General features: G+C 59.5%; 22 protein-coding genes, 1 tRNA gene and 2 pseudogenes. 13 read left to right on the plus strand and 12 right to left on the minus strand.

Features of this window, described 5'->3' with window-relative positions; translation table 11 throughout:
• Positions 1-249 precede the first annotated feature (249 nt).
• Positions 250-1542, minus strand: coding sequence for a UDP-N-acetylglucosamine 1-carboxyvinyltransferase (gene murA / locus X738_RS62555; protein ID WP_023800240.1), 1293 nt, complete (start codon positions 1540-1542; stop codon positions 250-252).
• Positions 1543-1680: 138 nt separating this feature from the next.
• Positions 1681-1893 carry a hypothetical protein gene (locus X738_RS0142020; protein ID WP_031255389.1) on the minus strand — a complete coding sequence of 71 codons (213 nt, stop codon included), beginning with the start codon at positions 1891-1893 and terminating at the stop codon, positions 1681-1683.
• Positions 1894-2042: 149 nt separating this feature from the next.
• Here X738_RS0142020 and X738_RS62560 point away from each other — a divergent pair.
• Positions 2043-2117: transfer RNA gene (locus X738_RS62560), tRNA-Thr, on the plus strand.
• A 430-nt stretch (positions 2118-2547) separates the two neighbouring features.
• On the opposite strand, the gene X738_RS62565 is transcribed toward X738_RS62560, so the two are convergent.
• Positions 2548-3057, minus strand: coding sequence for a ferritin-like domain-containing protein (locus tag X738_RS62565; RefSeq protein WP_023800241.1), 510 nt, complete (start codon positions 3055-3057; stop codon positions 2548-2550).
• A 764-nt stretch (positions 3058-3821) separates the two neighbouring features.
• Here X738_RS62565 and X738_RS62575 point away from each other — a divergent pair.
• The 4 genes from X738_RS62575 (at position 3822) to X738_RS82790 (ending at position 7641) form a co-directional block, all read left to right on the plus strand.
• On the plus strand, positions 3822-4466 hold the full coding sequence (locus X738_RS62575) for a hypothetical protein (protein WP_023800245.1): 645 nt from the start codon (positions 3822-3824) through the stop codon (positions 4464-4466).
• Positions 4463-4858 (plus strand): phage holin family protein, encoded by a 396-nt coding sequence (locus X738_RS62580; protein WP_023800246.1) that lies wholly within the window; start codon positions 4463-4465, stop codon positions 4856-4858. The genes X738_RS62575 and X738_RS62580 overlap by 4 nt, the downstream gene beginning before the upstream one ends.
• Before the next feature lie 177 nt (positions 4859-5035).
• Positions 5036-5812 carry a hypothetical protein gene (locus X738_RS62585; protein ID WP_023800247.1) on the plus strand — a complete coding sequence of 259 codons (777 nt, stop codon included), beginning with the start codon at positions 5036-5038 and terminating at the stop codon, positions 5810-5812.
• An 800-nt stretch (positions 5813-6612) separates the two neighbouring features.
• Positions 6613-7641, plus strand: coding sequence for a glycoside hydrolase family 68 protein (locus X738_RS82790; RefSeq protein WP_084833761.1), 1029 nt, complete (start codon positions 6613-6615; stop codon positions 7639-7641).
• Here the strand turns inward: X738_RS82790 and ligD are convergent.
• On the minus strand, positions 7624-9447 hold the full coding sequence (gene ligD / locus X738_RS62595; RefSeq protein WP_023800249.1) for a DNA ligase D: 1824 nt from the start codon (positions 9445-9447) through the stop codon (positions 7624-7626). The two genes, X738_RS82790 and ligD, sit on opposite strands and share 18 nt — an antisense overlap.
• Positions 9448-9554: 107 nt before the next feature.
• On the opposite strand from ligD, the gene X738_RS0142035 reads away from it, so the two are divergent.
• Both X738_RS0142035 and X738_RS88750 read left to right on the plus strand, forming a co-directional pair.
• Positions 9555-9779 (plus strand): DUF3606 domain-containing protein, encoded by a 225-nt coding sequence (locus tag X738_RS0142035; protein WP_031255395.1) that lies wholly within the window; start codon positions 9555-9557, stop codon positions 9777-9779.
• 384 nt (positions 9780-10163) lie between these two features.
• Complete coding sequence (locus tag X738_RS88750) at positions 10164-10328, plus strand: hypothetical protein (protein WP_306454965.1); 165 nt, start codon at positions 10164-10166, stop codon at positions 10326-10328.
• Between the two features lie 202 nt (positions 10329-10530).
• Here X738_RS88750 and X738_RS62610 read toward each other — a convergent pair whose 3' ends face one another.
• From X738_RS62610 to X738_RS88755, 6 genes and pseudogenes are all read right to left on the minus strand, one after another.
• On the minus strand, positions 10531-10830 hold the full coding sequence (locus X738_RS62610; protein WP_023800251.1) for a DUF1236 domain-containing protein: 300 nt from the start codon (positions 10828-10830) through the stop codon (positions 10531-10533).
• A 432-nt stretch (positions 10831-11262) separates the two neighbouring features.
• Positions 11263-11547 carry a DUF982 domain-containing protein gene (locus X738_RS0142045; protein WP_051407857.1) on the minus strand — a complete coding sequence of 95 codons (285 nt, stop codon included), beginning with the start codon at positions 11545-11547 and terminating at the stop codon, positions 11263-11265.
• A 459-nt stretch (positions 11548-12006) separates the two neighbouring features.
• A pseudogene (locus X738_RS62615) lies at positions 12007-12442 on the minus strand (VOC family protein).
• A 591-nt stretch (positions 12443-13033) separates the two neighbouring features.
• The gene (locus tag X738_RS87160) at positions 13034-13147 is read right to left on the minus strand and encodes a KTSC domain-containing protein (protein WP_245277702.1); all 114 of its coding nucleotides are present in this window, start codon (positions 13145-13147) and stop codon (positions 13034-13036) included.
• Between the two features lie 19 nt (positions 13148-13166).
• Positions 13167-13472 (minus strand): KTSC domain-containing protein, encoded by a 306-nt coding sequence (locus tag X738_RS89715; RefSeq protein WP_036269956.1) that lies wholly within the window; start codon positions 13470-13472, stop codon positions 13167-13169.
• Between the two features lie 50 nt (positions 13473-13522).
• The gene (locus tag X738_RS88755; protein ID WP_023800257.1) at positions 13523-13816 is read right to left on the minus strand and encodes a KTSC domain-containing protein; all 294 of its coding nucleotides are present in this window, start codon (positions 13814-13816) and stop codon (positions 13523-13525) included.
• A 569-nt stretch (positions 13817-14385) separates the two neighbouring features.
• Here X738_RS88755 and X738_RS62630 point away from each other — a divergent pair.
• Positions 14386-15162 (plus strand): class I SAM-dependent methyltransferase, encoded by a 777-nt coding sequence (locus X738_RS62630; protein ID WP_023800258.1) that lies wholly within the window; start codon positions 14386-14388, stop codon positions 15160-15162.
• A gap of 52 nt (positions 15163-15214) precedes the next feature.
• Here the strand turns inward: X738_RS62630 and X738_RS89105 are convergent, their stop codons facing one another.
• Positions 15215-15313 carry a hypothetical protein gene (locus X738_RS89105; protein ID WP_023800259.1) on the minus strand — a complete coding sequence of 33 codons (99 nt, stop codon included), beginning with the start codon at positions 15311-15313 and terminating at the stop codon, positions 15215-15217.
• Positions 15314-17133: 1820 nt separating this feature from the next.
• Between X738_RS89105 and X738_RS0142080 the strand changes: the two genes are divergently transcribed.
• The 4 genes from X738_RS0142080 to X738_RS62645 all read left to right on the plus strand — a co-directional run bounded on the left by X738_RS0142080 (position 17134) and on the right by X738_RS62645 (position 19383).
• The gene (locus X738_RS0142080; RefSeq protein WP_245277703.1) at positions 17134-17874 is read left to right on the plus strand and encodes a Crp/Fnr family transcriptional regulator; all 741 of its coding nucleotides are present in this window, start codon (positions 17134-17136) and stop codon (positions 17872-17874) included.
• Between the two features lie 157 nt (positions 17875-18031).
• Positions 18032-18337, plus strand: coding sequence for a hypothetical protein (locus X738_RS62635; RefSeq protein ID WP_245277704.1), 306 nt, complete (start codon positions 18032-18034; stop codon positions 18335-18337).
• Between the two features lie 7 nt (positions 18338-18344).
• Entirely contained in the window at positions 18345-18569 is a 225-nt protein-coding gene (locus X738_RS62640) for a hypothetical protein (protein WP_023800264.1), read from the plus strand.
• 514 nt (positions 18570-19083) lie between these two features.
• Positions 19084-19383: a DUF1236 domain-containing protein gene (locus X738_RS62645; RefSeq protein WP_023800265.1), complete on the plus strand. Its 300-nt coding sequence runs from the start codon at positions 19084-19086 to the stop codon at positions 19381-19383.
• Positions 19384-19586: 203 nt separating this feature from the next.
• On the opposite strand, the pseudogene X738_RS0142085 reads toward X738_RS62645, so the two are convergent.
• A pseudogene (locus X738_RS0142085) lies at positions 19587-20565 on the minus strand (transglutaminase family protein).
• A gap of 317 nt (positions 20566-20882) precedes the next feature.
• Between X738_RS0142085 and X738_RS62650 the strand changes: the two are divergent.
• On the plus strand, positions 20883-21083 hold the full coding sequence (locus tag X738_RS62650; RefSeq protein WP_023800266.1) for a hypothetical protein: 201 nt from the start codon (positions 20883-20885) through the stop codon (positions 21081-21083).
• Positions 21084-21410 lie beyond the last annotated feature (327 nt).

The following is a 21410-nucleotide window of genomic DNA, read 5'->3' on the forward strand; positions in this document are numbered from 1 at the left end:
CCTCCCGGCGAAGGAGAAAACTGTCACCCATGCAATCAGTCCATTCTGTTACCTATCTATCCGGTTCGGACACCGCCATCCTCTCCCCGCATAGTGGCGGGGAGAGGGACGCCTTCGCAAGGATTTCGCCAATATCCGGCGTTGCAGAAAGGGCGCCGAGGTCGCGGCCAGCCCCTTCTCCCCGTCACTATACGGGGAGAAGATGCCGGCAGGCAGATGAGGGGCAGCGCCGACCTCAGGCCGTTACCTCTACCCCGAAATCCGCTCGATCTCCGCGCCGCAGCCGGACAGCTTTTCTTCCAGCCGCTCAAAACCGCGGTCGAGATGATAGACCCGGTTGACCGTGGTCTCGCCTTCGGCCGCCAGGCCGGCGATGACCAGCGACACCGAAGCGCGAAGATCGGTCGCCATCACCGGGGCGCCCTTCAGCTTCGGCACGCCGTCGACGATCGCCGTCTGGCCGGACAGTGTTATGTGGGCGCCGAGCCGGGCAAGTTCCTGGACGTGCATGAAGCGGTTTTCGAAGATCGTCTCGGTGATGCGCGACTTGCCCTTGGCCATCGTCATCAGGCCCATGAACTGCGCCTGCAGGTCGGTCGGGAACGCCGGGAAGGGCGCTGTCGTCACGTCAACCGGCGCAATGCCGGCGCCATTGCGCCTGACTCGGATACCGGAATTGGTCTGCGTGATCTCGGCGCCGGTTTGGGAAATCACGTCGAGCGCGGTCTGCAGCAGGTCCGCCCGCGCGCCTTCGAGCACGACGTCGCCGCCGGTCATGGCGACGGCCATCGCATAGGTGCCGGTCTCGATGCGGTCGGGTATCACCCGGACGCGCGCGCCCGACAGCGCCTCGACGCCGTCGATGGTGATGGTCGCGGTGCCGGCGCCGGAAATCCTGGCGCCCATGGCGTTGAGGCATTCGGCGAGGTTGACGATCTCGGGCTCGCGGGCGGCGTTTTCGAGCACCGTCTCGCCCTTGGCCAGGGACGCCGCCATCATCAGCACATGGGTGGCGCCGACCGACACTTTCGGGAAGACGTAGCGATTGCCGACAAGACGGCCGTTCCTGGTCTTGGCGATGACATAGCCGGTGTCGACGTCGATATCGGCGCCCAGCGCCTGGAGGCCTTCCAGGAAAAGATCGACCGGCCGCGTGCCGATGGCGCAGCCGCCGGGCAGCGACACCTTGGCCTCGCCCATGCGGGCAAGCAGCGGGCCGATCACCCAGAACGAGGCGCGCATCTTCGACACCAGTTCGTAGGGGGCCGTTGTATCGACGATGTTGCGGGCGGAGAAAGTGACGGTGCGCGAATAGCCCTCCTGCTGCTTTTCGCGGCGTCCGTTGACCGAGTAGTCGACGCCATGATTGCCGAGGATGCGGATCAACTGCTCGACATCGGCCAGATGCGGCACGTTTTCCAGCGTCAGCGTGTCGTCGGTGAGCAGCGAAGCGATCATCAGCGGCAGCGCGGCGTTCTTCGCGCCCGAGATCGGGATGCTTCCGGCAAGCTTGTTGCCGCCGACAATTCTGATGCGATCCATGGAAGAGCGTCCCCTCGGCCGAAAGGCCGGTTTAATCGGTTGAGTCTGTTGTGGCCGGTCTAGACCCCGGCCCGTCTAAACCATTGGCCGGCTTGGTTCAAGAAACAGGATTCCCGCGCCGTGGCTGTCGATAATAGGTCATTCCTTTTGCCTTTCGAGCCCGTCCGGCCGCTTGTCTGCCCCGCCAGTGCGTCGCGAGCGCGACTGCGCCTTGCGCTTCTGCAGATTGGCGCGCAATTGCTCGGCGAGCCGGGTCTTGCGGTCAGCTTTTGTCGACGGCCCGCCCTTGTCAGATGGGCCCTCCTTGTCGGGTGGACCCTCCTTGTCAGATGGAATTGCCTTGTCGTTCATGGTTCCGTCCCGGCTGACCCGCTATTCAGGGATAGCCAACATTGTGGCGCTGCCATGTCCGCAAAAGCCGTCGGAGCGGGCTTTCACAGATGGCTTGCACTTGGCCTTGCGCTTGCCGGTTCGATATGGCAGAAGCCCCGCCATCAGCGGCTGCGGTAGCTCAGTGGTAGAGCACTCCCTTGGTAAGGGAGAGGTCGAGAGTTCAATCCTCTCTCGCAGCACCAGTTTATCCCATTGAAATCGTTCAACCACTTGACACGCAAGGCTCTCGTGATCGCTGCAGATTCCTTCAACGGAATTGGTTGGCACAGATCGACAAGCGCAGCCCTTGACATCGACGCGTATCCATTCCCATACGATGAAGGTGATGTGCGACGAGATTCAGGCTCCCACGGCCAGAACAGGTCATAGCGCCCGGGAATCAGCCATGCGTGCGAACATCCTGGCTGCACAAACCATTCGGCTGGGATTTTCGCGAGGCCTGGCAAGCCTCGCGCAGGTTCTGCTTCGAACATCGCGCCGAGAGGGAGCGGTTTCTTTTAGAACGTCAACCAATCCGCCATCCCTTCGCGTCTGATGCCCTACCGGGTTGACGTCGATCAGCCTCGTGCCGCCGAAGGATTTCTACAACGCGATGGCAAGACTTTAAGCATGTCACCGTTTCGCGATGTCAGCATCCCGCTCGTCGCGTCTGAGGAACTCGCTGGTGACCGTGCCGAGTTGGTTTTCCAGCCAATCTGCCATCGCCTCTTCTTCGCGGAGGTTTTCTTTACACGCTCTTTGGGTCTCGGAGTCGCCGACCTCGCCGGCTGCGGCAATGAGCATTTTGTAGCTGGCGATTTCCATATGTTCGAATGTGTAGCTAGCCAGTGATCCTTTCATCACCTCGTCGCCTGCAAACATGCCGCTGATGTTCTGTCCGATGGCGATTAGCTTACCGCCGGCGTCCTTCAGCGTCGAAGATCCGTCGCCGATCCGATCGAGGCATTGTTCAAGACGTTTTGCCTGTTGCCTCGTTTCTTCGAGATGCATGTTCATCCGGTCGCGAATCTCGGGATAGTTTTCGAGACGCTCGATTTGGCCGCTCAACATGGTCTCGGCTTGTTCTTCCATGGCGTGAGCGTCGCGAAGCCACTGCACCAGACGTTCCTTGGAGTCTGTCATGTCTGTCTCCGTTGGTCAGCATTGTCTTACTGCCATCGCAACGCCGCCACAGACCGTTAGTTCCGATCGCCTGCAAAGCACAGTCGATACCCGGCGGTGACCACGACACCCCGTCCCGCAGGTCGCTGCCTCCCCGGCCAAAAGCCCCTTGAAGCGCAACATTAGCGTCAGCTAATAATGCTCTGTGAGCAGCGGGCGTTGCCTGGTAGGCGCCGGCCGGCAGCTTTGGTCCGCCGCAGGAACAAGCTCCAGAGGTTAGGGCGGTGAGTATCTCAGATCAGAGTGGCCCGAGGACGAATGTGGCCAGTAGGGCAACAAAAAGCACAGCGGTGATCACGGCGCCCCACATGAGGACCCTTCCTGTCCCGCGTTGCTCTTCCTCGCGAGGTATCTCTTTCGCCATAGCAAGCATCCTTTTTGAGAAGTTCGGTGACTCAGCAACGTGTCTTGCGGAGGCTGGTTCCCGGCAGCCATCTTGAACAGATCAGCTTTCGGAGGGGCCTATTGATGCCCTGGTTCATTTGGATGTTCCCTTGGACCCACGCCATGGGCGCGCTGTCGCTAAAAGTCCATGCGAGGCACGCCGGTTATGGCACCGAATTCTTACTGCTAATTTAGCTGGAAGTGATGGAACCTGTTTGCCCCCGCCAAGTTCGTTAGGCAATGGAGGAGATTGCCACCATGAACAGTGTCATTTATCTCATCGGCCTTGTCGTCGTCGTGCTTGCGATCCTCTCCTTCCTCGGATTCCATTAGGAGATACCATGCAGCGCGAAGACGATCAGGGCCGTAAGCCGGCCGATTTCGAAACAGCCAAAAGCGAACTGTCCGAACGGTTCCAGCAGGAAACGCAGACCGCGACAGAGGCGCTACACGACGCTCGCGACGAACTCGCCAGGAAGGCGGGCGACTACGCTGCTGAAGCGAAGCAGGCGTTGTTCGACAAAGCCGAGGGAACACAGCGCGATATCAGCTCCAACCTGAAGGCCTTTAGCGGAGCCTTGCGAGCAGCAAGCGAGCATCTGGCCAATAACAATCAACGGACCGCTTCGAAGTTCACCCTCGATGCCGCCGGCTCGCTTGAACGCCTTTCATCTTCGTTGAAGGACAAACCATTCGAAGATGTTCTTGGCGAGATGCGGTCTTTCGGCCGCGAAAACTCAGGGGCGCTGATAGCCGGCTCAGTATTGGCAGGCTTGGCGCTGGGGCGGTTTATCAAGAGCACGCCGCCATCTGCCCGCACCGAGACACCGAGTCGATCGCAAACAGACGGGGGTCCAGAAACGGTTTCGAACTCGGATCAGTCCGCTACGCGATCGGCAGAGGCACCTGACACTACGCCGCCCCCCTTCGATCAGCCCAGAGACGACAGGGATTTGGCAGGCGCAAGCCTGGAGCAGAACCCATGACCAACAATCAGGAAAGTCGCGGCCTCGCAACCCTCGTCAGCGATCTGGCACAGCAGGTCACAAGCCTGCTTCAAACCGAAAGTAGGCTGTTGCGGGCCGAAATGTCGGAGAAAATCAGCAAGGCCGGCGCAGGCGCAGCCGAGGTTCTGGCCGGCGCCATATGCCTTCTCGCGGCCTTGATGGTGCTTTTGCAAGCACTCGTAATCGCCCTGGCGAGTGCCGGCCTGGGAGCGGGATGGTCCTCGCTGCTGGTCGGGATCGTCGTCGCGATACTGGGGATCATTCTCTTGCGCTCCGGCACGAAAAGCATGGCTCCTTCCGAGCTGACGCCTGATCGCACACAAGACCAACTCAAGCGCGACGCGCGCGTGATCAAGGATCAAATAAGATGAGCGAAAAATCCGCAGCCGAGCTCGAGCGCGATGCCGACATCGCCCGTGCCAAAATAGCAGACACCGCCGATTCGATCCGCAGCAAGATGACACCGGGTCAATTGATCGACGAATTTACCNCGTGCCAAAATAGCAGACACCGCCGATTCGATCCGCAGCAAGATGACACCGGGTCAATTGATCGACGAATTTACCGGGATGTTCGCCGGTGGCGAGGGATCTGCCATGCTTGGCAATTTCAAGTCGCAAGTCAGGGACAACCCGTTGCCATTGACGTTGATTGGAGCCGGCCTGGCCTGGCTGATGCTCGGCAACGGCACGTCGGCAACCAACTCAGCTGCCGCCGCCTATCGGACAGGCACGGCTCGTGACGCTTTCTCTAACTTGCGCGGCGATGATTTCAGCCAGGGCAACGAAGGGTCCGGAATCGGGGCGATGCTCTCCGATACCGCCGGTTCGGTTACATCAGCAGCAAGCGACGCGGCCGAAGCTGCAGCAAACGCTGCAACGGGCGCCAAGGAGAGGATGACAAAAACCGCCGGACAGCTCGGCTCAAGCGCCAGCGAGATAGCGGCTCGGACGCGCCAATCGGCACAAGACCTCTTCGAGCGCGAACCGCTGGCTATCGCCGCAGTCGGCCTTGCGCTGGGCACTGCCATCGGGGTGATGCTGCCCCACACAGCCACAGAGGACGAGCAACTTGGCGCCTACCGCGACAAAATTCGCGACAGTGCGGAGGAGGTTTTCGAAACGGGCCTGGAGCAAGCAAAGCAAGTTGCCGCCGAGGCCTACGAAACGGTCAAGGAAGAGACCGACCGGCAAGGCTCGGGTGGAGATGCAGGCACCCTAGCAGGCAAGGTCGGCAAAGTTGTGGAATCGACCGCAAACAGAACTGAGGAAGCCATTCGCGATCGTTTGCCGGGGTCGTCGGACGAGTCTTCTACCACCACATAGCGTCGCCACCAGCCTGAATGACGCGCTTGGTCCATACGATGTCATCCGGCACCGTCGCCGGTCGTAACCACACCGGATCGGAAGGGATTGCGGATGTGGTCTTGAAGTAGCGGCATTCACAATGGCGGCTTTGAACGCGGCGAAGGTCTCCGGCGGCACGTCCTCAGACTGCTAACATTTACCGCTGGCCACGAACCACGCCGAGAGGGTTCTGCGTTCCGGATCGTATTCCGTTTGCGTATCGAGGTGAACGCCATAACGCTCACACCTTGGTTCGGCGCGGGCCTGCTAGGTTTCTCCCCTTTTGGGTCCTATGACGGTAGTTAGAAAATCGCCAGATCGTCCTGAACGCGGGTCTGCAACGACCTAAACTTGCGTCCCGGTCCACCGCGTGAAGGTGGACCGACCCCGCTACCGCGACGTCGAAAGCCGGCGCTTCAAGCAGAGGCGCGCCTATCGGGGATCGCTTCGCCGTCGGCACCTGACCCGATCGTTCCAGGTCGGCCTGGTCCGGTGCCTGAACGACCGCCTGGAAGAGCTCGAACCCATCCCGAAATACGGCTGGTGTGTCGGGCATCGGCCGGCGTAGCGACCGACGCCTAAAGGCCGGCAGACAGGCCGCCGACAAGGTCAACCTGAACCGCGCGTTGGGCAACCAAGTCCGAAACCAAGTTCGCACGATATTTGGAATCAAGATTAGTCGGGTTGCCTCCCCGGCCGTAAGCCTTGAAGCGGAACGTTAGCGCGCGCTGATGGTTTTCTTTCAGCAGTGGTTGGCAATGCGACGTCAGAGGCATCCAATGTTGACCGTCGAAGGAAAATGGATATGGGACAGCTGGTATTGCCGGGATGATCAGGGACTCTGGCATGCCTTCTTTCTGCAGGCCGATCGCTCGCTAGGGAATCCCGAACTGCGACACTGGAATGTCACCTGGGGCCTTGCCACAAGTCCTGACCTGCGCAAATGGACGTATCGGGGAACGGTTTTCCGGCCGAGCAAAACTCCGTCTTTTGATGATCTGACGATCTGGACCGGCTGCATTGTGCGGAACGACAGGAATTCATGGACCCTCTTCTATACCGGGACATCACGCGCTGAAGAGGGCAAGATACAACGAATCGGACGCGCGAGTAGCGCCGATCTAGTCCATTGGAGAAGGCGGGGCCTTGCGCTCGAGCGCACCGGTGAGAATGCCGAGTATTACGAGGGTTGCGTTCCGCGGCGCTGGAAGGACTGCTCGCTGCGGGATCCTTGGGTGATACGTGACCCCGAGGGCTCTGGCTGGCTGATGTATTTCACGGCCCGATCGCCGATGCCATCGGATACCAATGCCTCTGGTGCAATTGGCGTTGCCCATTCGCACGATCTTGTAAATTGGCAGCTTCAGCCTCCGGTTTATGTCGGATCTTTCGGGGAAATCGAGGTCCCCCAAGTCTTCCAGCGGGGCGACAAATGGTTCTCCCTCTTCTGCACACATTCACAATGTTGGTCGGAAGAATTCAAACGCAACTATCCGGGAGAGCCGGTAGCGGGCATCCACTATCTTGCTGCCGATCATCCCTTGGGGCCATGGAAACCGGCGGACGGTCCATTCCTATACGGCACATCCGACTGCGAGATATATGCCGGGCGCCTTCTTACACATGGTGACCAGGACTATCTACTTGCCTTCATTTCGGGTCCGGAGGAGCGGTTTTCGGGGACAATCTGTGACCCTATTCCAATCCACTTTGACGCGTGCGGAAGATTGGCGTTGGTCGAGCCACGATCTCCAGATCCGCCGACTGATTATAGAGTCTCTGGTCTTCCTTCACGTCGGGCGATCTGAAAAATTGGCACGAGCGCGACCCGCTTTCCGCAGGCTTGTCTGCGGCGTCGGTCGAAATGGGCTTTGCAGCGTGAACGCGTCTGGCAGAATTCCCTTTTCGACCTGGCTCCAGGTTACGGGAGCTGCTATCGGAAAGTGTGGTCCGGCCCTTGGCGAATACGCACCGACCGCCGTGTTTCCTCGCCCATTTCGGAGATAATCCAGGAAGATCCGCCCTACGCGGGCGGACGGCGCAGCCGCCAACAGGTAGCGATCGGGATAGTTGTTGACCAGCTGCTGCGACAGCCTGCGTGCATACTGCCTGGCCGCATCGTGGGTGATCGCAGCGTTCAGCGGCGCCATCACATGCACGCCTTTGCCGCCAGTCACCTTCGGCCAGCTGTCGAGTCCTGCTGAACGCAGCATATCGCGGAGCGCCAAAGCCGTGCCGGCAACTAGCCCCCATTCGACTCCTTCGCCAGGATCCAGATCTATTACGAGGTGGTCGGCATGCTCGATATCATCAATGGTGGCGTTCCATGGGTGCAATTCGACAACGCCCATTTCCACCAAGCCAAGAAGCCCATCAAGGTCATCGACCCACAGCCTCACACCTTCGCCACCTTCGCGTTTCTGAACTCGCAGCTGATGCACGGCATCCGGAACTTTGGGCAATCTGCCCTTGTGATAGAACGTGACGCCGTGGGAGTGGCGAACCAGCTTGAGCGGGCGTCGGCCAAGGTGGACGAGCGCCTTCCTCGCTACCTTCGTCCAATATCCGATCAGATCCTCTTTCGAGGGCACGACGGCGTCGGGCAGCAATTGCAGAATGTTTTCGGGCGGCACGCCGAAACTTTCATCGGACGGCGGCCGCTTGCGGCCTAAAGGCGGCGCGCGGGCTGGTGGGCTCAGATCATCGCGCAGCCCCTTGAACACCGCCTCACGCAGCAGTCCGTCATCGGTGATCCCGCTATATTGGATTTCGGCCTCGACTGCTGGGTGCACCCAAGTTGCCTTGGGCTTGTCTATCGGTTCCGAGAGTGGAGATTTCGCCACAATCAGTGGGTCCAATCGTTCGCGCACTTCGCGTGCATCGCGCAGGCTGTAGCCGCTTTGCGCCTTGCCGGCATAGTGGACGCGATTCCCTTCGCGGCGGCCGAGATAAAGCGAGGCAATCCTGCGCGGCTTCGCCCCCAGCTTCTCGACGAAGGCAACGATCGGAAAGTTGTCGCTCTTGATGCATTTGAGCTTGAGCCAACTCTCCTGCCGGCCGGAGCGGTAGCGGGAATCTGCACGCTTCGACACGATCCCCTCCAGGCCCATTTCGCAGGCGTGCTCGAACACTGTCGGGCCGTCGCCCTCATAATGATCGACATAGACCAGCGCCGGCGGCGCGCCTCTCAAGAGACGTTGCAAGGCGCGCTTGCGTTCCAGCAGCGGAGCGTCCCGCAGATTCTTGCCGTTGAGGTGAAGCAGATCGAAAGCGTGGAAGATCAGCTTCGTTGACTCAGCTTTTCCAAGCTCGCGGCGTAGTGCCTGAAAGTCAGGAAGGCCGGTAGCGCCTAATACAGTCGCCTCGCCATCGATGATTGCGCGCTTTGCTTTCAGCTCAGCCGCGGCACCGACAATCGGGCCGTATCGGTCGGTCCAGTCGAAGCCCCTTCGGGTGAAGGCCTGCGCCTTGCCCCGCTGGATGATCAGCTGGGTCCGATAACCATCGTATTTGATTTCGTGAATCCATCCATCGCCCTTGGGCGGCATCTCGACCAGCGTGGGCATTTGGAATTCAATAAACGACAGCCGGCCAATGCCAGGCTCGGGAAGCATGCACTTGGACTCCAGACGCTTCGATTTGAATCAATATCCCCGTTTCCAATCGGTTCCGAAACAAAGTGAGGTCCGGCAGTGCTGGCATTCTCCCGTGTGAACAGAACTTGATCCCGCAGGCCCGCGGCAACGAAATCGGTTTGCCGGCGTTGCAATTGATTCGAAGCTCACAGGAGGACGATATGGGCGATGACATGAGCAAGCGAGATTTCCGCGACCGCGTGTCCGCCGGTGACGACTACGAGATCGAGCATTTTGCCCAGCAGAATGGCATTTCGGCAGACCAAGTCCGCCTACTTATCAAAGCAACGGCAACAACCGGGCCGCTCTGACAGAAGCCGCGAGGGCGCTGCGTGAGCGGAAATGAGAAACAGCGAGGCCACCAGCTACAGGGTAAAGATCACGACCGGCCGATCAAGCCCGAAGCGGAGCATCTCGAGCGCTGTCCTATTCGCCGGCAAGATTTCGATATGCGCGATCTTGGGCCAGGCGCTTCATCACTACGAGCCAGAGCATGAGCTGCTGTCCTATGAAGATGCGTAGGAGGTCTTGCACATGGCAAACCACCCAGTTCGGGGCACCATCACACACATTGGCACGCTGACGTCGCGCCCGCAGGCGTTTTTTAAATTTTCCTGGCCTATGCCGGGCTTTGGCTTGTCTATGACGCACGCAGCCTCGATTGGCATTCGATTGCGACGCTAGCGACACGGGCCATGACTCTTTTCATCCAGCGCGCCGAACATCCCTATACTCAGGCCCTTCACGCCAAGACGGACGAACTGCTTTGCGCCGTCGGCAAGGCTGATAGCGAGACGGTCAAGTTCGACAAAGAGGAACCTGAAGAGATTGAAAGAGAACGAGAGCGAAAGCAGCAATGAGATTGACCGATAACGAGACCCGGCATTGCCACGCGAAACCGTTGCAGCCCCAATGCGTTGGGTTGGCCGCAAGTTACCCCATGAGCCGACAGACCATTGCCTACGGGAGAGGACAGGCAATGGTCTGTTGGAAGAGCGACTTCCAGATTTAGTGTCCTGCTATACCTTTCGGCACGGCGGGCTGTGCTCCCAGTCGCTTAGGTCACTCGATGACTTTGATGATCTTGCGTGTGCCTGGATCAACGACAACGGTCCGGTTGTCGACCACCACGTAACGGTATTTGGTGTCGGGAACTTCATGAAGCTCGACCGTCTCGGGCAGCGTTGAGCCGATATTGAGCTCTATACCAGGGACCTTCACCGATGCGAGCGGCTGCTTCTTCACATATTCCCTGATGACGGTCTCCTGTTCAGGCTCGATGACTACGTCCTGAGCGGCGGCAGCGCCGATACCTGCCAGCAGCAGAAATCCCGCGGCTGCAGTGGAAAGTCGCATTTTCATATTTGCCTCCTATGTGAGTCCTGTCGCGCCGAACAGCATCGTCTTTGCGCTACTCACCGAACCCGCGGCAGCTGCAAAAGTTCCTTTGGCTGGAGCTTCGGGCCGATCCCAGACAGGACCCAAGTCTCACCTGTTCGCGTAACAGACTGGACATCGCACCATCCGGAACCGCGGCTGCCCCTAGTCGTTGCTCACTGTGAGTTCACTGGAAGAGCCCATGGAAATAGCGTCCACCGAGCCCGCTGGTTACTCGCTCCGGTCTTCGCCGTCTCCATCGCGTTCCTGGCAATTGGAATGGTCGTTAGCTAGGGAATGCGCAGCAAGAGACCAACGCCATTCCTCGATTTGGCGGGTGGTCCGCAATCCCGGCTGACCAAGTCCGCCCGGGCGAGGCCTGTCAGCGGTTCCAAGGTGGCGAGGGCGGGCATCATCTCACATCAGATCTTCAGCAACCCCGTCGAATTTCTTGAGGCCTTCGCTTGGGGGCTTCTGCTTATGAAGTCCCTGTTCCGTTGCAGCCGCCTCGAAGGCGGCGAACGCAGCTTGGTGACTGCAATGTCCGGCCAGGCATTCCTCGATCATTCGGATTGCTTCAAGCCGGGACGGCTTGTCCATGAATGGCCATGGTTGCTGAAGCGCTTTCGCAGCGTCGGCTATCGACGCGACCACCATCGGCCTGTGATTCAGGTAGATTGTAATCGGGACAAACGCCGTCATTTTCGTCGCTCCCCAGGAGTGAAGGCGGTTAAACGCGAAGACGTGGCGGTGGTTGCATCATCGTCGTGAATTCAGGGCGCCGCTGCCCGACGCGAACGGCCATGCAGGCCTTAACCGCCGCCAAGATCCAGGACGTCGATGCGGTCGAGCAAAGGCGCGAGGCGCCGTTTCGTGGCAGCATGCCCACGTTTCGATAATTGCATGCGTGTAGCGCGGCCGACCGTGGAGGGATGGACGTCGAACAGGCGGGTCGGCCTCGGACGCGCTCGCTGGCATTGGTCACTCTTCGCCATTTGTCTTCGTATTGCGCTCAGCTGAGTTCTTGGGCGAGTCCGATGNTCGATAATTGCATGCGTGTAGCGCGGCCGACCGTGGAGGGATGGACGTCGAACAGGCGGGTCGGCCTCGGACGCGCTCGCTGGCATTGGTCACTCTTCGCCATTTGTCTTCGTATTGCGCTCAGCTGAGTTCTTGGGCTAGTCCGATGAGGAGCCCTTCAGGCCCACGGATGTAGCAGAGCCGATACGCGTCTTTATACTGGACTACTTCGCCTTCGAGCTGCGCGCCGCGCGTGCGGAGCCTTTCAAGCGTCTCGTCGATGTCGTCCACGGCGAACATGACGCGGAGGTAGCCNGGCGTTGACCGGGGCGTTCCGGTGATCTGCGACGACAGGCGGCGTGAGGAAGCGGGAGAGCTCGAGCCGGCTGTGGCCGTCCGGTGTGCGCAGCATGGCAATCTCGACACGCTGATCGCCCAGTCCAGTGACACGTCCGGCCCATTCTCCTTCGATCGTGGACCGCCCTTCGAGCTCGAGGCCGAGTTCGCGAAAGAAATCGATCGTGCCTCCGAGATCTTCGACGACGATTCCTACGTTGTCCATCCGCTTGAGCGCCATGTTTCGAATCTCCAGGGTGTCGTTCCAATCTACAGGGTGTCGCCTAGTCTAACAGCGGACGCTTGAGTGGCCCCAACACCGATAGATGATGACATATGGACGTGCGGTCGTGTCCACATGTCTACAATTCTGCGGCCCCAGGTGGCTAAGGACAGGCATCACGAAACGGATGTGGTGAGAACGCCACATGCAGCAACCGAACAACCCGCCGTACATCGTGCCGATGCGGAGGCGCGCATGAGCGCGGCCCTACTGATGCCGCGCGAGCCGGTCCATGGGTGCGTTTGCTTCGGCCAAACTAGCCAGCGCTTGCTCGACTTTTTGAGCCGAGGCGTCAGTGCGCTTGATGTGCCGGATCATTTGCTGCCTCAACCGAGCGAGCCTTTCCGCGCGATATACATCGCCGTATCTCGCAGTTTCAAGGTGGAGGGTCGCGAGCCTCATGGGCGACGATTCCGATTATCTAGCAGTAGAAATTCGCGAATCCGCCTTTCGTTCCGATGTCCGACCTTACCCTCGCAAAAGCTGGCCGGACGGCCGCGACGAATGAGCCGCATCCCTGCCAAAAGAGAGATCGTCCGCTGATGCTGCTCAGTCGACCGCGGGTCCAACTAGACGGTAGCGGAAGTGATTTCGGATATGGCCGTTGAAGAAGCGGCCCTTGGCGAAGGCGGCTTGGAACTCGGCGAAGGTCTCCGGCGGCACGTCCTCAAACTGGTAGCATTTACCGCTGNCCCTTGGCGAAGGCGGCTTGGAACTCGGCGAAGGTCTCCGGCGGCACGTCCTCAAACTGGTAGCATTTACCGCTGGCCACGAGCCACACCGGGAGGACTTTGCGCTCCGGATCGTATTCCGTTTTGTGTATCGAGGTCGACGGCATGACGTGACTACTCCAATCAGGGAGAGAGTCCATCTGAAGTTGCCCGCGCCCACGTAGGGGAAGGACGCGGGCCGATCGGGAGGGGACACCGATCTCGCAGCACAGAAGATGCTGCAGGAGGCGAACGTCCTGTCCATGCCGGTGTTCCATAGGAAACAAAAAAACCCGCCGCACAGGAGAGCGACGGGGCGATCAAGCGGTCACCGNAAGGCGGCTTGGAACTCGGCGAAGGTCTCCGGCGGCACGTCCTCAAACTGGTAGCATTTACCGCTGGCCACGAACCACACCGAGAGGACTTTGCGCTCCGAATCGTATTCCGTTTTGTGTATCGAGGTCGACGGCATGACGTGACTACTCCAATCAGGAGAGAGTCCATCTGAAGTTCCCCGCGCCCCACGGAGGGGAAGGACGCGGGCTGATCGGGAGGGGACACCGATCTCGCAGCACAGAAGATGCTGCAGGAGGCGAACGTCCTGCCCATGCCGGTGTTCCATAGGAAACAAAAAAACCCGCCGCACAGGAGAGCGACGGGGCGATCAAGCGGTCACCGAGCTCGGGTGGGTCGGGATTTGCCCGGTTCGCGGATCGTGGAAAAATCCTACGCGCGCCGGCTGCGGCACGTCTACCAACCGCCGGTTGGCGCGGTTGCTTGTTTGACAGACGCGCGCCTATGATAACTGCTTAAAAGCGCCGATCGAGCCTTTTGCCGAGCGGCTCGTTGTGCGGAAAGGAACGCTATGGCCGAGCAGGAGCAGTGGCAGCTGCAAGGCAGCGCCGCGGAACTCTACGAGCGCTACCTGGTCNGTCCATGCCGGTGTTCCATAGGAAACAAAAAAACCCGCCGCACAGGAGAGCGACGGGGCGATCAAGCGGTCACCGAGCGCGGGTGGGTCGGGATTTGCCCGGTTCGCGGATCGTGGAAAAATCCTAGGCGGCCGGCTGCGTCGCGTCTACTAACCGGCGGTTGGTCCGGTTGCTTGTTTGACAGACACGCGCTTATGATGGCTGCTTGAAGCGCCGATTGGGCCTTTTGCCGAGCGGCTCGTTGTGCGGGAGGGACGCTATGGCCCAGCAGGAGCAGTGGCAGCTGGAAGGCAGCGCCGCGGAACTCTACGAGCGCTACCTGGTCCCGGCAATCACAGCCCTGTGGGCTGCCGACCTGGTGGNGGCGGCCGAGCGTATGGGAAGTGGGCAGGTCGTCGGCCTCGACATCAACACGGGCATGCTTGCCGTTGCTCGATCCCTCCCGACAGGCGCTGGACCGCCCATCGACTGGCACGAGGGAAGCGCGCTCGAAATGCCGTTCCCTGACGCCACCTTCGATCTGGTTCTTTGCCAACNGGCGGCCGAGCGTATGGGAAGTGGGCAGGTCGTCGGCCTCGACATCAACACGGGCATGCTTGCCGTTGCTCGATCCCTCCCGACAGGCGCTGGACCGCGTATCGACTGGCACGAGGGAAGCGCGCTCGAAATGCCGTTCCCTGACGCCACCTTCGATCTGGTTCTTTGCCAGCTCGGACTGCAGTTTTTCCCGGACCGGTCGAGTGCGCTACGTGAGATGTTCCGGGTGCTGGTGCCTGACGGCCGACTGGCCTTAAGCGTTTTCAGCGCTATTNACACGACGACACAGAACATCCGATTCCCCTCGTCAAAGGAATATGTGCGACTACAGCTGGCAGCGACTCCGCAGGCAGGGCTGGTTAGCGGAATGGATGCCGGACACCGCGACGCAGTCATCGCAGCGATTATGGGTGATGTAAGTTCTTCGCTGGCAATCTATTCAACTGGAGGGGAGCTGATGTTCGCCCAAGAGGCTCACGTCGTGCTCGCACGCAAATAGCGCAGCTCACTGTGCGGCATCCGGTGTTCAACAGCGCCCACGGAAAGCGAGCCTAATTAGAGGAGGAGCGTAGCAGCCCCTCCTCCTTGACAGCAACCTCGAAGGCCTTCCTTACGTCGTCGGGCGTGCGCTCGCCATCATGGACGGCCATGCAGGCCTTAACTGCCTCCACATAGTCCCCGCTTGGTCCACTTCATGAATTCAGCAGCGGCTCCCTCGACATTGTTGCAGCCGTAGGTGAGCCCAGGTCGGTCGGTCTCGATGTTGACGGGAGGGTGAAACCAATGGATGGCCATGATACCTCCTACTCAGGCGAGAGATACATCTCCGCCTCTTTAGCGGCAGCCACGAAAGCCTTTCGAATCACGTGAGGGTCAATCGGATCGCCCTCCAGTGCTGACAGGCAGAGGGTCCACGCCTTGTGCCAGTGAGGTCCTNTCCGCCTCCTTAGCGGCAGCCACGAAACCTTTCGGATCACGTGAGGGTCAATCGGATCGCCCTCCAGTGCTGACAGGCAGAGGGTCCACGCCTTGTGCCAGTGAGGTCCTCTCCGGGTCCACGTCTTGAGCTGCTCAAGGGCTGCCCTCGCATTGTTGCAGCCATGCCTGGCGCCTTCCGTTTCAGTCTTCACGAACACCGGAGGGACGAACCAAAGGGTTGCCATGATACCTCCTACTCAGGCGAGAGATATACGGTCGCTTCCTTGGCCGCCGCCTCAAGGCTTCACGGACCTCTTGGGGGGACACTCTGCCCTCGAACGCGTCAACGCATGATTGGACCGCCTTCGTCCATTTCGAGCCTTTGTGTCCCACGCCATGAGTTCCTGAGCGGCTCCCTTGACACGTTTCGCCTTCACGTAGACGGAGGGAGAGAACCAGAGGAGTCTCATGATGAATAAATTAGGGGATGCTCACTTGTTTGGTAGAGGCGAGATCACAGCGGCGGCTCGATCGAGTTCTCTGACCGGCTCTCATTTCCGGACCATGCCAGTCGCTTACCGCCCCAGCGCTTGTTTCAAAGCCGACAGAAGTTCTTCCTCGTCCACCACTCCGGCCATGTAATTGGCAATAATTCGGGACGCGAGCGTTTCGCGTTGTTGTTCCGATTGACCGTCAATCCTCAAGCGATTGAACACANAAGCCGACAGAAGTTCTTCCTCGTCCACCACTCCGGCCATGTAATTGGCAATAATTCGGGACGCGAGCGTTTCGCGTTGTTGTTCCGATTGACCGTCAATCCTCAAGCGATTGAACACTCGGCCAAGCAGCGCCAGCTCGGACCGCTCGGTTACCTTCCCGAAATGCCATTCAACAAAGTCTTTGAAATCGTTCTCGCCAAGTTGCAGTTGAGGAGATCCGATCTTTACGTGACGCAGGCTTTTCATTTGTTGCCGGCGAGCCGCTCGAGCAACATCCTAGCATCAGACGTGGATGTCTGCTTCGATGCAGTGACGAAACATGAACTGGCCGGCCGGAGAGTGATTGCGCCCGGCGGAGCTGCCGCAAATGCATGCCGGAGGCATGGCCTCAAGCCACTTGTATCTTGTCATCCAAGCGCCCCGGGGCAGGACATATGAAGACAAAGCCGCCGAAATTTCGGCCGCCATCAAAAGGTTCTTGTAAGGGGTGGCAGATGCTCATACCGCCTCGGTTTGGTTCGCGCCGCTCAGCGTTCGATCTGATGCCTGGGTCATTTGATGAACGTCACAGTGTTACAAAAACCTCGTAAGCTGTTGATTCCATTACAGCTACTCAGAGTTCAATCCTCTCTCGCAGCACCAGTTTCAAGGCTTTCTGGAAGGGCTTCTATGCCGCCCTGTGCGCAGCTGCGCGGGGCCGGCGCGGGGATGCGCGAGTGCGCCGGATCGACCGCCGCCACCTTGTCTCAGTTGGAGTTCGGCCGCGGGTGGCGAAGGTTTTGCCAATCGCGTGATTGCAGCCTATGCTTCGATATCGGCCGCCGGTGCTGCGGATGCAGCCGACAGTAAGAGGGTACGTGCTCTTGCCCGTCCGGGAGAGAGCCGTGTCCCAGTCCCTTCCTCGCAATCATCTGCTGAAAGCCCTCTCCGCAGAGGATTTCGCGCTGCTGCTGCCGTCAATGCATCATGTCCAACTCGACCTCAAAGCCCAGCTGGAGGTCCCGTATCAGCCGATCGAGCATGTGTATTTTCCAGAAGCGGGTATCGCTTCGGTGGTCGCCACCATGACTGGAGGGCGGCAGAGTGAAGTCGGGATCATTGGCTTTGATGGCATGACAGGCGTTGCCGTCATTCTCGGCCAAGACAGCTCTCCCAATGAGACCTACATCCAGGTCGCAGGCAATGGCTGGTGCCTGCCGGTTGAGAATCTTCAGTCTGAGATGGCAAAGAGCCAGTCGCTTGGCGCGTCGCTGCTTGCCTATGCCCACGCCTTCCTTGTCCAGTCGTCGCGAACGGCACTGGTCAATGGCCATTCCAAGATCGAGGAACGGCTGGCCCGCTGGTTGCTGATGGTCCACGACCGAACCGAGGGAAACAAGATCCAGCTGACGCATGAATTTCTGGCGACTATGCTCGGCTCTCGGCGCCCCGGCGTTACCACCGCCCTGCAAATGCTGGAATATCGGGGGCTGGTTCACGCCAGGCGCGGCGAGATCACGATCGTCGACCGTTCCGGAATGATAAAGCTAACACATGGCGCCTATGGCGACGAGGAGCAGCGTCACTTCGGCTGATGCATGTCGCGCACAAGCATGCCCCTCGGGCCTGACCCAGTGCCTTACCCGAGGGTGTGCAGCGGTTTTGCGACATGCATGAAACAACAACCTGAAGCGCGTCGCATGAGGCCGGTCAAACGCGACGCGCTCCGCCTGATTGTCCGATATCGGACATATGCTTGAAGGCCGCCGCGTGTTAGACGAAAGTCGTATTCTTGGCAGGGAGGAACTGTTGATGAGCCACACTTTTCACACAGTCACCGTTGAAGGCGCAACAGAGGCCTATGTCCTTTCCAGAGGCAAGGCTCGGTATCTCTCGATCGCGCAGGCGATCCGCGCCATTCGAACACTCATGCCTGCCTGCAGGGCCACCAACCATGAATTGGAGGAGATGCTGGCGGCAGCATGCGTGGTTCACGGCGTGCCCGTCGCTTTCGACGCCAAAACAGCTGATAGCCCAGAACCACGGCTCCATTCGTAGGCCGGAAATGTCCGCGCCGCTGCAGAAGCCAAAACCATTGGATGTTCGGCAAGCGATTGTCGGCTACCTGATCGATCACGTTGACAATCCGAGCGTTTCGATCTTCGAGGTGACCATCGCCGTGAGGGAGATGTTTCCACACTGCGAACTCACGGATTGGCAAATTGGCGATCTCATTGCGCGAAGCGCCATCGACGCGGGATTTGTGGTCGATTTCGATGCGGTCCCCTAGACGCGTCTGGGTAGCAGCATAGTGGCGTTCCGCATTCGCCTCGATCTCGCCGCGGACCAGGCTGGTAGCGCACATTTTTCCGGGGTCGCAGGTTTCCCGAGCGGACTTGCGCGTCGCCGGCCTGTCGAGCGCGGCCGATTCTGGATCAATCCTGAGCGGGAGCCTGCTATAATCCCGTATGGCCGCTCGCATAGTGGTTATCCTGGCGCTGCTTTCCGCCTTCGCCTACGGCTTCGCAAAACTCGTGGAACGTTATGGCGACGCTGGCGACAAGCCGACTGCGTGTGAAAAATGGCCACAGCCTGATTGTCCAGTCCCAAACGCGCCGCCCCAAGAAGAAACCAGGCCTTGAGCGGGCGTTGGCGGGCGTCGCCAAACATCGGCGTCGATAGGCCGTGGCAGCCGGTTCGCGCACCGCCGGTGGAACAAGAATTGCTCCGCATCGTTGAGATGGCTAGGCAACCCGCCGCGGCGGCAATCAAGCACCGCAGCTGAAGGTTGCTTGGAGGCTATTATGGGAAAGCAACTTACATTGGCTGCGGCAGGCATGCTTCTGCTCGTCGGTGTCAGCGCCGCTGCCGCTCAGGACGTCATTATTCAACCCGAGCATGACACCGTGATCCGCGAATACGTGAAAAAGAAACCGGTGGCATCACTCAGCCTTCCTGGCGTCGAACTCAACATCGGCACAGCTTTGCCCGAAACAGTCGAGCTTTACGAGGTGCCGGACGTTCAGTACCGCTACGTCGTCATCGATGGCCGAACTGTCCTGGTCGATCCAGGTACCCGCAAGATTGTGAAAGTCTACGACTGACGTGACCCCACGCTGAAGCCCGTCGTGCCGAAAGGCGCGGCGGGCTGGCGCCTTCCCGATATGCCGATGGCAGAGATAGAAGGTGCAATATCGCGCTGGAACAGTCATGCAACGGCGTGAATTGCGAAATGCGTAAAATCCCGACAGACACCGGCGAGCAAACTCCCGCGAACAGTTCCGAATATATTGGAAGATGCTGATTTTTATCGATGCTGGTGATTGCCGGCTTCCCTCACCACCTTGACCTCCACCGTCATGCCGAGAAAGCTCGACGCGCTGCCGCAGTAGCTTCCCGAAAGTGGGATGGCTTGCCCGGGATGCCTGGCCACAGCCACCCGGATCAGATCCCGGTTGCCGACAATGCCGTTGGTCGGATCGAACTCGACCCAACCCGCGCCGGGCAAATAGACCTGGCACCAGGCATGCGTCGACCCGCCGCCGACGACAGAACCGCTGTCGCGGTTCGGCACATAGACGTAACCGGTGACAAACCGGGCGGCAAAACCGAGCGAACGAACCGCTTCCATCATGAACAGCGCAAAGTCTCGGCATGTGCCTCGACGCAGGTGCAAGGTCATCAGAGGCGGTTGCGTCCCTGATTCAGTTCGACGCGAATAAACAAAGCTCTCGTGGATGGCGTAGCAAAGCGTCATCAGCAATTTGCCGGTCTCGGTGCGCCCTTTGGCGCTCACGAACTGTCGTGCCCATTTGCCGATCTCGTCGCCATCATCGAGGTGATGGCGCTCGATGGTTTGGCTGAGGTCGGTTGCCTCGTCGGGATCATAGGAAAATGGATAGCTGAGTGCTGTGTCATCGATACGGAAATCGGGCGCATGCTGCGGCGTGTGATCGAGCCGAATGTCTGTCACGAAACGCAGTTCGTCGCCCGAGCCGTTGAAATCGATTACGGCAACGCAGTTTCCGAAAACGTCATGGATCCAGCCAATCTCTTTCGGCTCGGGGTCGACTAACAGGGCGTGATCCAGAAGTCGCTGATCGAAACTNTCCGAAAACGTCATGGATCCAGCCAATCTCTTTCGGCTCGGGGTCGACTAACAGGGCGTGATCCAGAAGTCGCTGATCGAAACTGTCGCGCGGCCTGAACATCAGCCGGTGCTCGCCGAACGTCACCGGCTGCGTATAGCGATAGACGGTCGTGTGCTTGACTGAAAAGATCGGCATTGGCTTGCGTCGACCACCTGCGATATCAGCGCCATCATATAATCTTTTTTGATGTGCAGCGGACAAAATGGGGCTGCCCCTCAAGACGGCCGTATCAGGCGGACTGATGAACAGATCGGCGCGGCTAGCGCCGAATTGATCATCCATGCTGGCCCGCTGTTCTTGGTTCTGTCGGCAGCATGGCCGCGAAAAAAGCAGCGGACTTGCGCCGCAGGCCTTTTGCAATCTCTAATTGGTAGACTCTCTCAAGACCGGGGAAGTTAATCCTTGCGCCGCGGAGGGGCCAAGGCGAGGAACGTCGCAAACGGGAGGAAGCAATGAATAAAGACTACGAACTGGCCATAGACCACGACAAGCCTTACGAAATAACTGCTTTCGCTAAAAAGCACGGCCTTACGACAAGGGCTGCCGAGCTGATCCTTTTCGCCTATAGCCCGTCCCGAGCGGCGTGCGATACTGCCGCAACGGCTTTCCTCACCGCCGTCGCCGTGCAAGCCAAGAGACAATCGGCGCGCTAGCCGATCGTGACATCGGGGCGTCGCGGCGATCGTATTTTTGATGCTGGCGGGACAGCGCCCCTCTGTCCTGCCGGACATCTCCCCCACAAGGGGGGAGATTGGCAATGTCACTGTGGGCGCCCTCTTTGCGACGTCGGAGATTGGCGAAAGCGGTCCCGACATCCGATTTCCCCCCAAGTGGGGGAGATGTCCGGCAGGACAGAGGGGGGCGCCTCCCTCCGCCATCAACGGTTCTGCACCGTCGTGACGCTCTGAGGTAACGGCATGGATCCTAGGGTCTGCGCCGCGTCGCTTCGCTCTTTGCTTCGCCCTAGCTAGGACGACGAA

This window comes from Mesorhizobium sp. L48C026A00 (assembly GCF_000502375.1).
GTDB classification, from domain to species: domain Bacteria; phylum Pseudomonadota; class Alphaproteobacteria; order Rhizobiales; family Rhizobiaceae; genus Mesorhizobium; species Mesorhizobium muleiense.

Coding starts and splice junctions, on each gene's coding strand:
- murA (WP_023800240.1), bottom strand. CDS start 1,542: ATGGATCGCATCAGAATTGTCGGCGGCAACAAGCTTGCCGGAAGCATC.
- X738_RS0142020 (WP_031255389.1), bottom strand. CDS start 1,893: ATGAACGACAAGGCAATTCCATCTGACAAGGAGGGTCCACCCGACAAG.
- X738_RS62565 (WP_023800241.1), bottom strand. CDS start 3,057: ATGACAGACTCCAAGGAACGTCTGGTGCAGTGGCTTCGCGACGCTCAC.
- X738_RS62575 (WP_023800245.1), top strand. CDS start 3,822: ATGCAGCGCGAAGACGATCAGGGCCGTAAGCCGGCCGATTTCGAAACA.
- X738_RS62580 (WP_023800246.1), top strand. CDS start 4,463: ATGACCAACAATCAGGAAAGTCGCGGCCTCGCAACCCTCGTCAGCGAT.
- X738_RS82790 (WP_084833761.1), top strand. CDS start 6,613: ATGTTGACCGTCGAAGGAAAATGGATATGGGACAGCTGGTATTGCCGG.
- ligD (WP_023800249.1), bottom strand. CDS start 9,447: ATGCTTCCCGAGCCTGGCATTGGCCGGCTGTCGTTTATTGAATTCCAA.
- X738_RS88750 (WP_306454965.1), top strand. CDS start 10,164: ATGACTCTTTTCATCCAGCGCGCCGAACATCCCTATACTCAGGCCCTT.
- X738_RS62610 (WP_023800251.1), bottom strand. CDS start 10,830: ATGAAAATGCGACTTTCCACTGCAGCCGCGGGATTTCTGCTGCTGGCA.
- X738_RS0142045 (WP_051407857.1), bottom strand. CDS start 11,547: ATGACGGCGTTTGTCCCGATTACAATCTACCTGAATCACAGGCCGATG.
- X738_RS89105 (WP_023800259.1), bottom strand. CDS start 15,313: ATGGCCGTCCATGATGGCGAGCGCACGCCCGACGACGTAAGGAAGGCC.
- X738_RS0142080 (WP_245277703.1), top strand. CDS start 17,134: ATGCAGCCGACAGTAAGAGGGTACGTGCTCTTGCCCGTCCGGGAGAGA.
- X738_RS62635 (WP_245277704.1), top strand. CDS start 18,032: ATGCTTGAAGGCCGCCGCGTGTTAGACGAAAGTCGTATTCTTGGCAGG.
- X738_RS62640 (WP_023800264.1), top strand. CDS start 18,345: ATGTCCGCGCCGCTGCAGAAGCCAAAACCATTGGATGTTCGGCAAGCG.
- X738_RS62645 (WP_023800265.1), top strand. CDS start 19,084: ATGGGAAAGCAACTTACATTGGCTGCGGCAGGCATGCTTCTGCTCGTC.
- X738_RS62650 (WP_023800266.1), top strand. CDS start 20,883: ATGAATAAAGACTACGAACTGGCCATAGACCACGACAAGCCTTACGAA.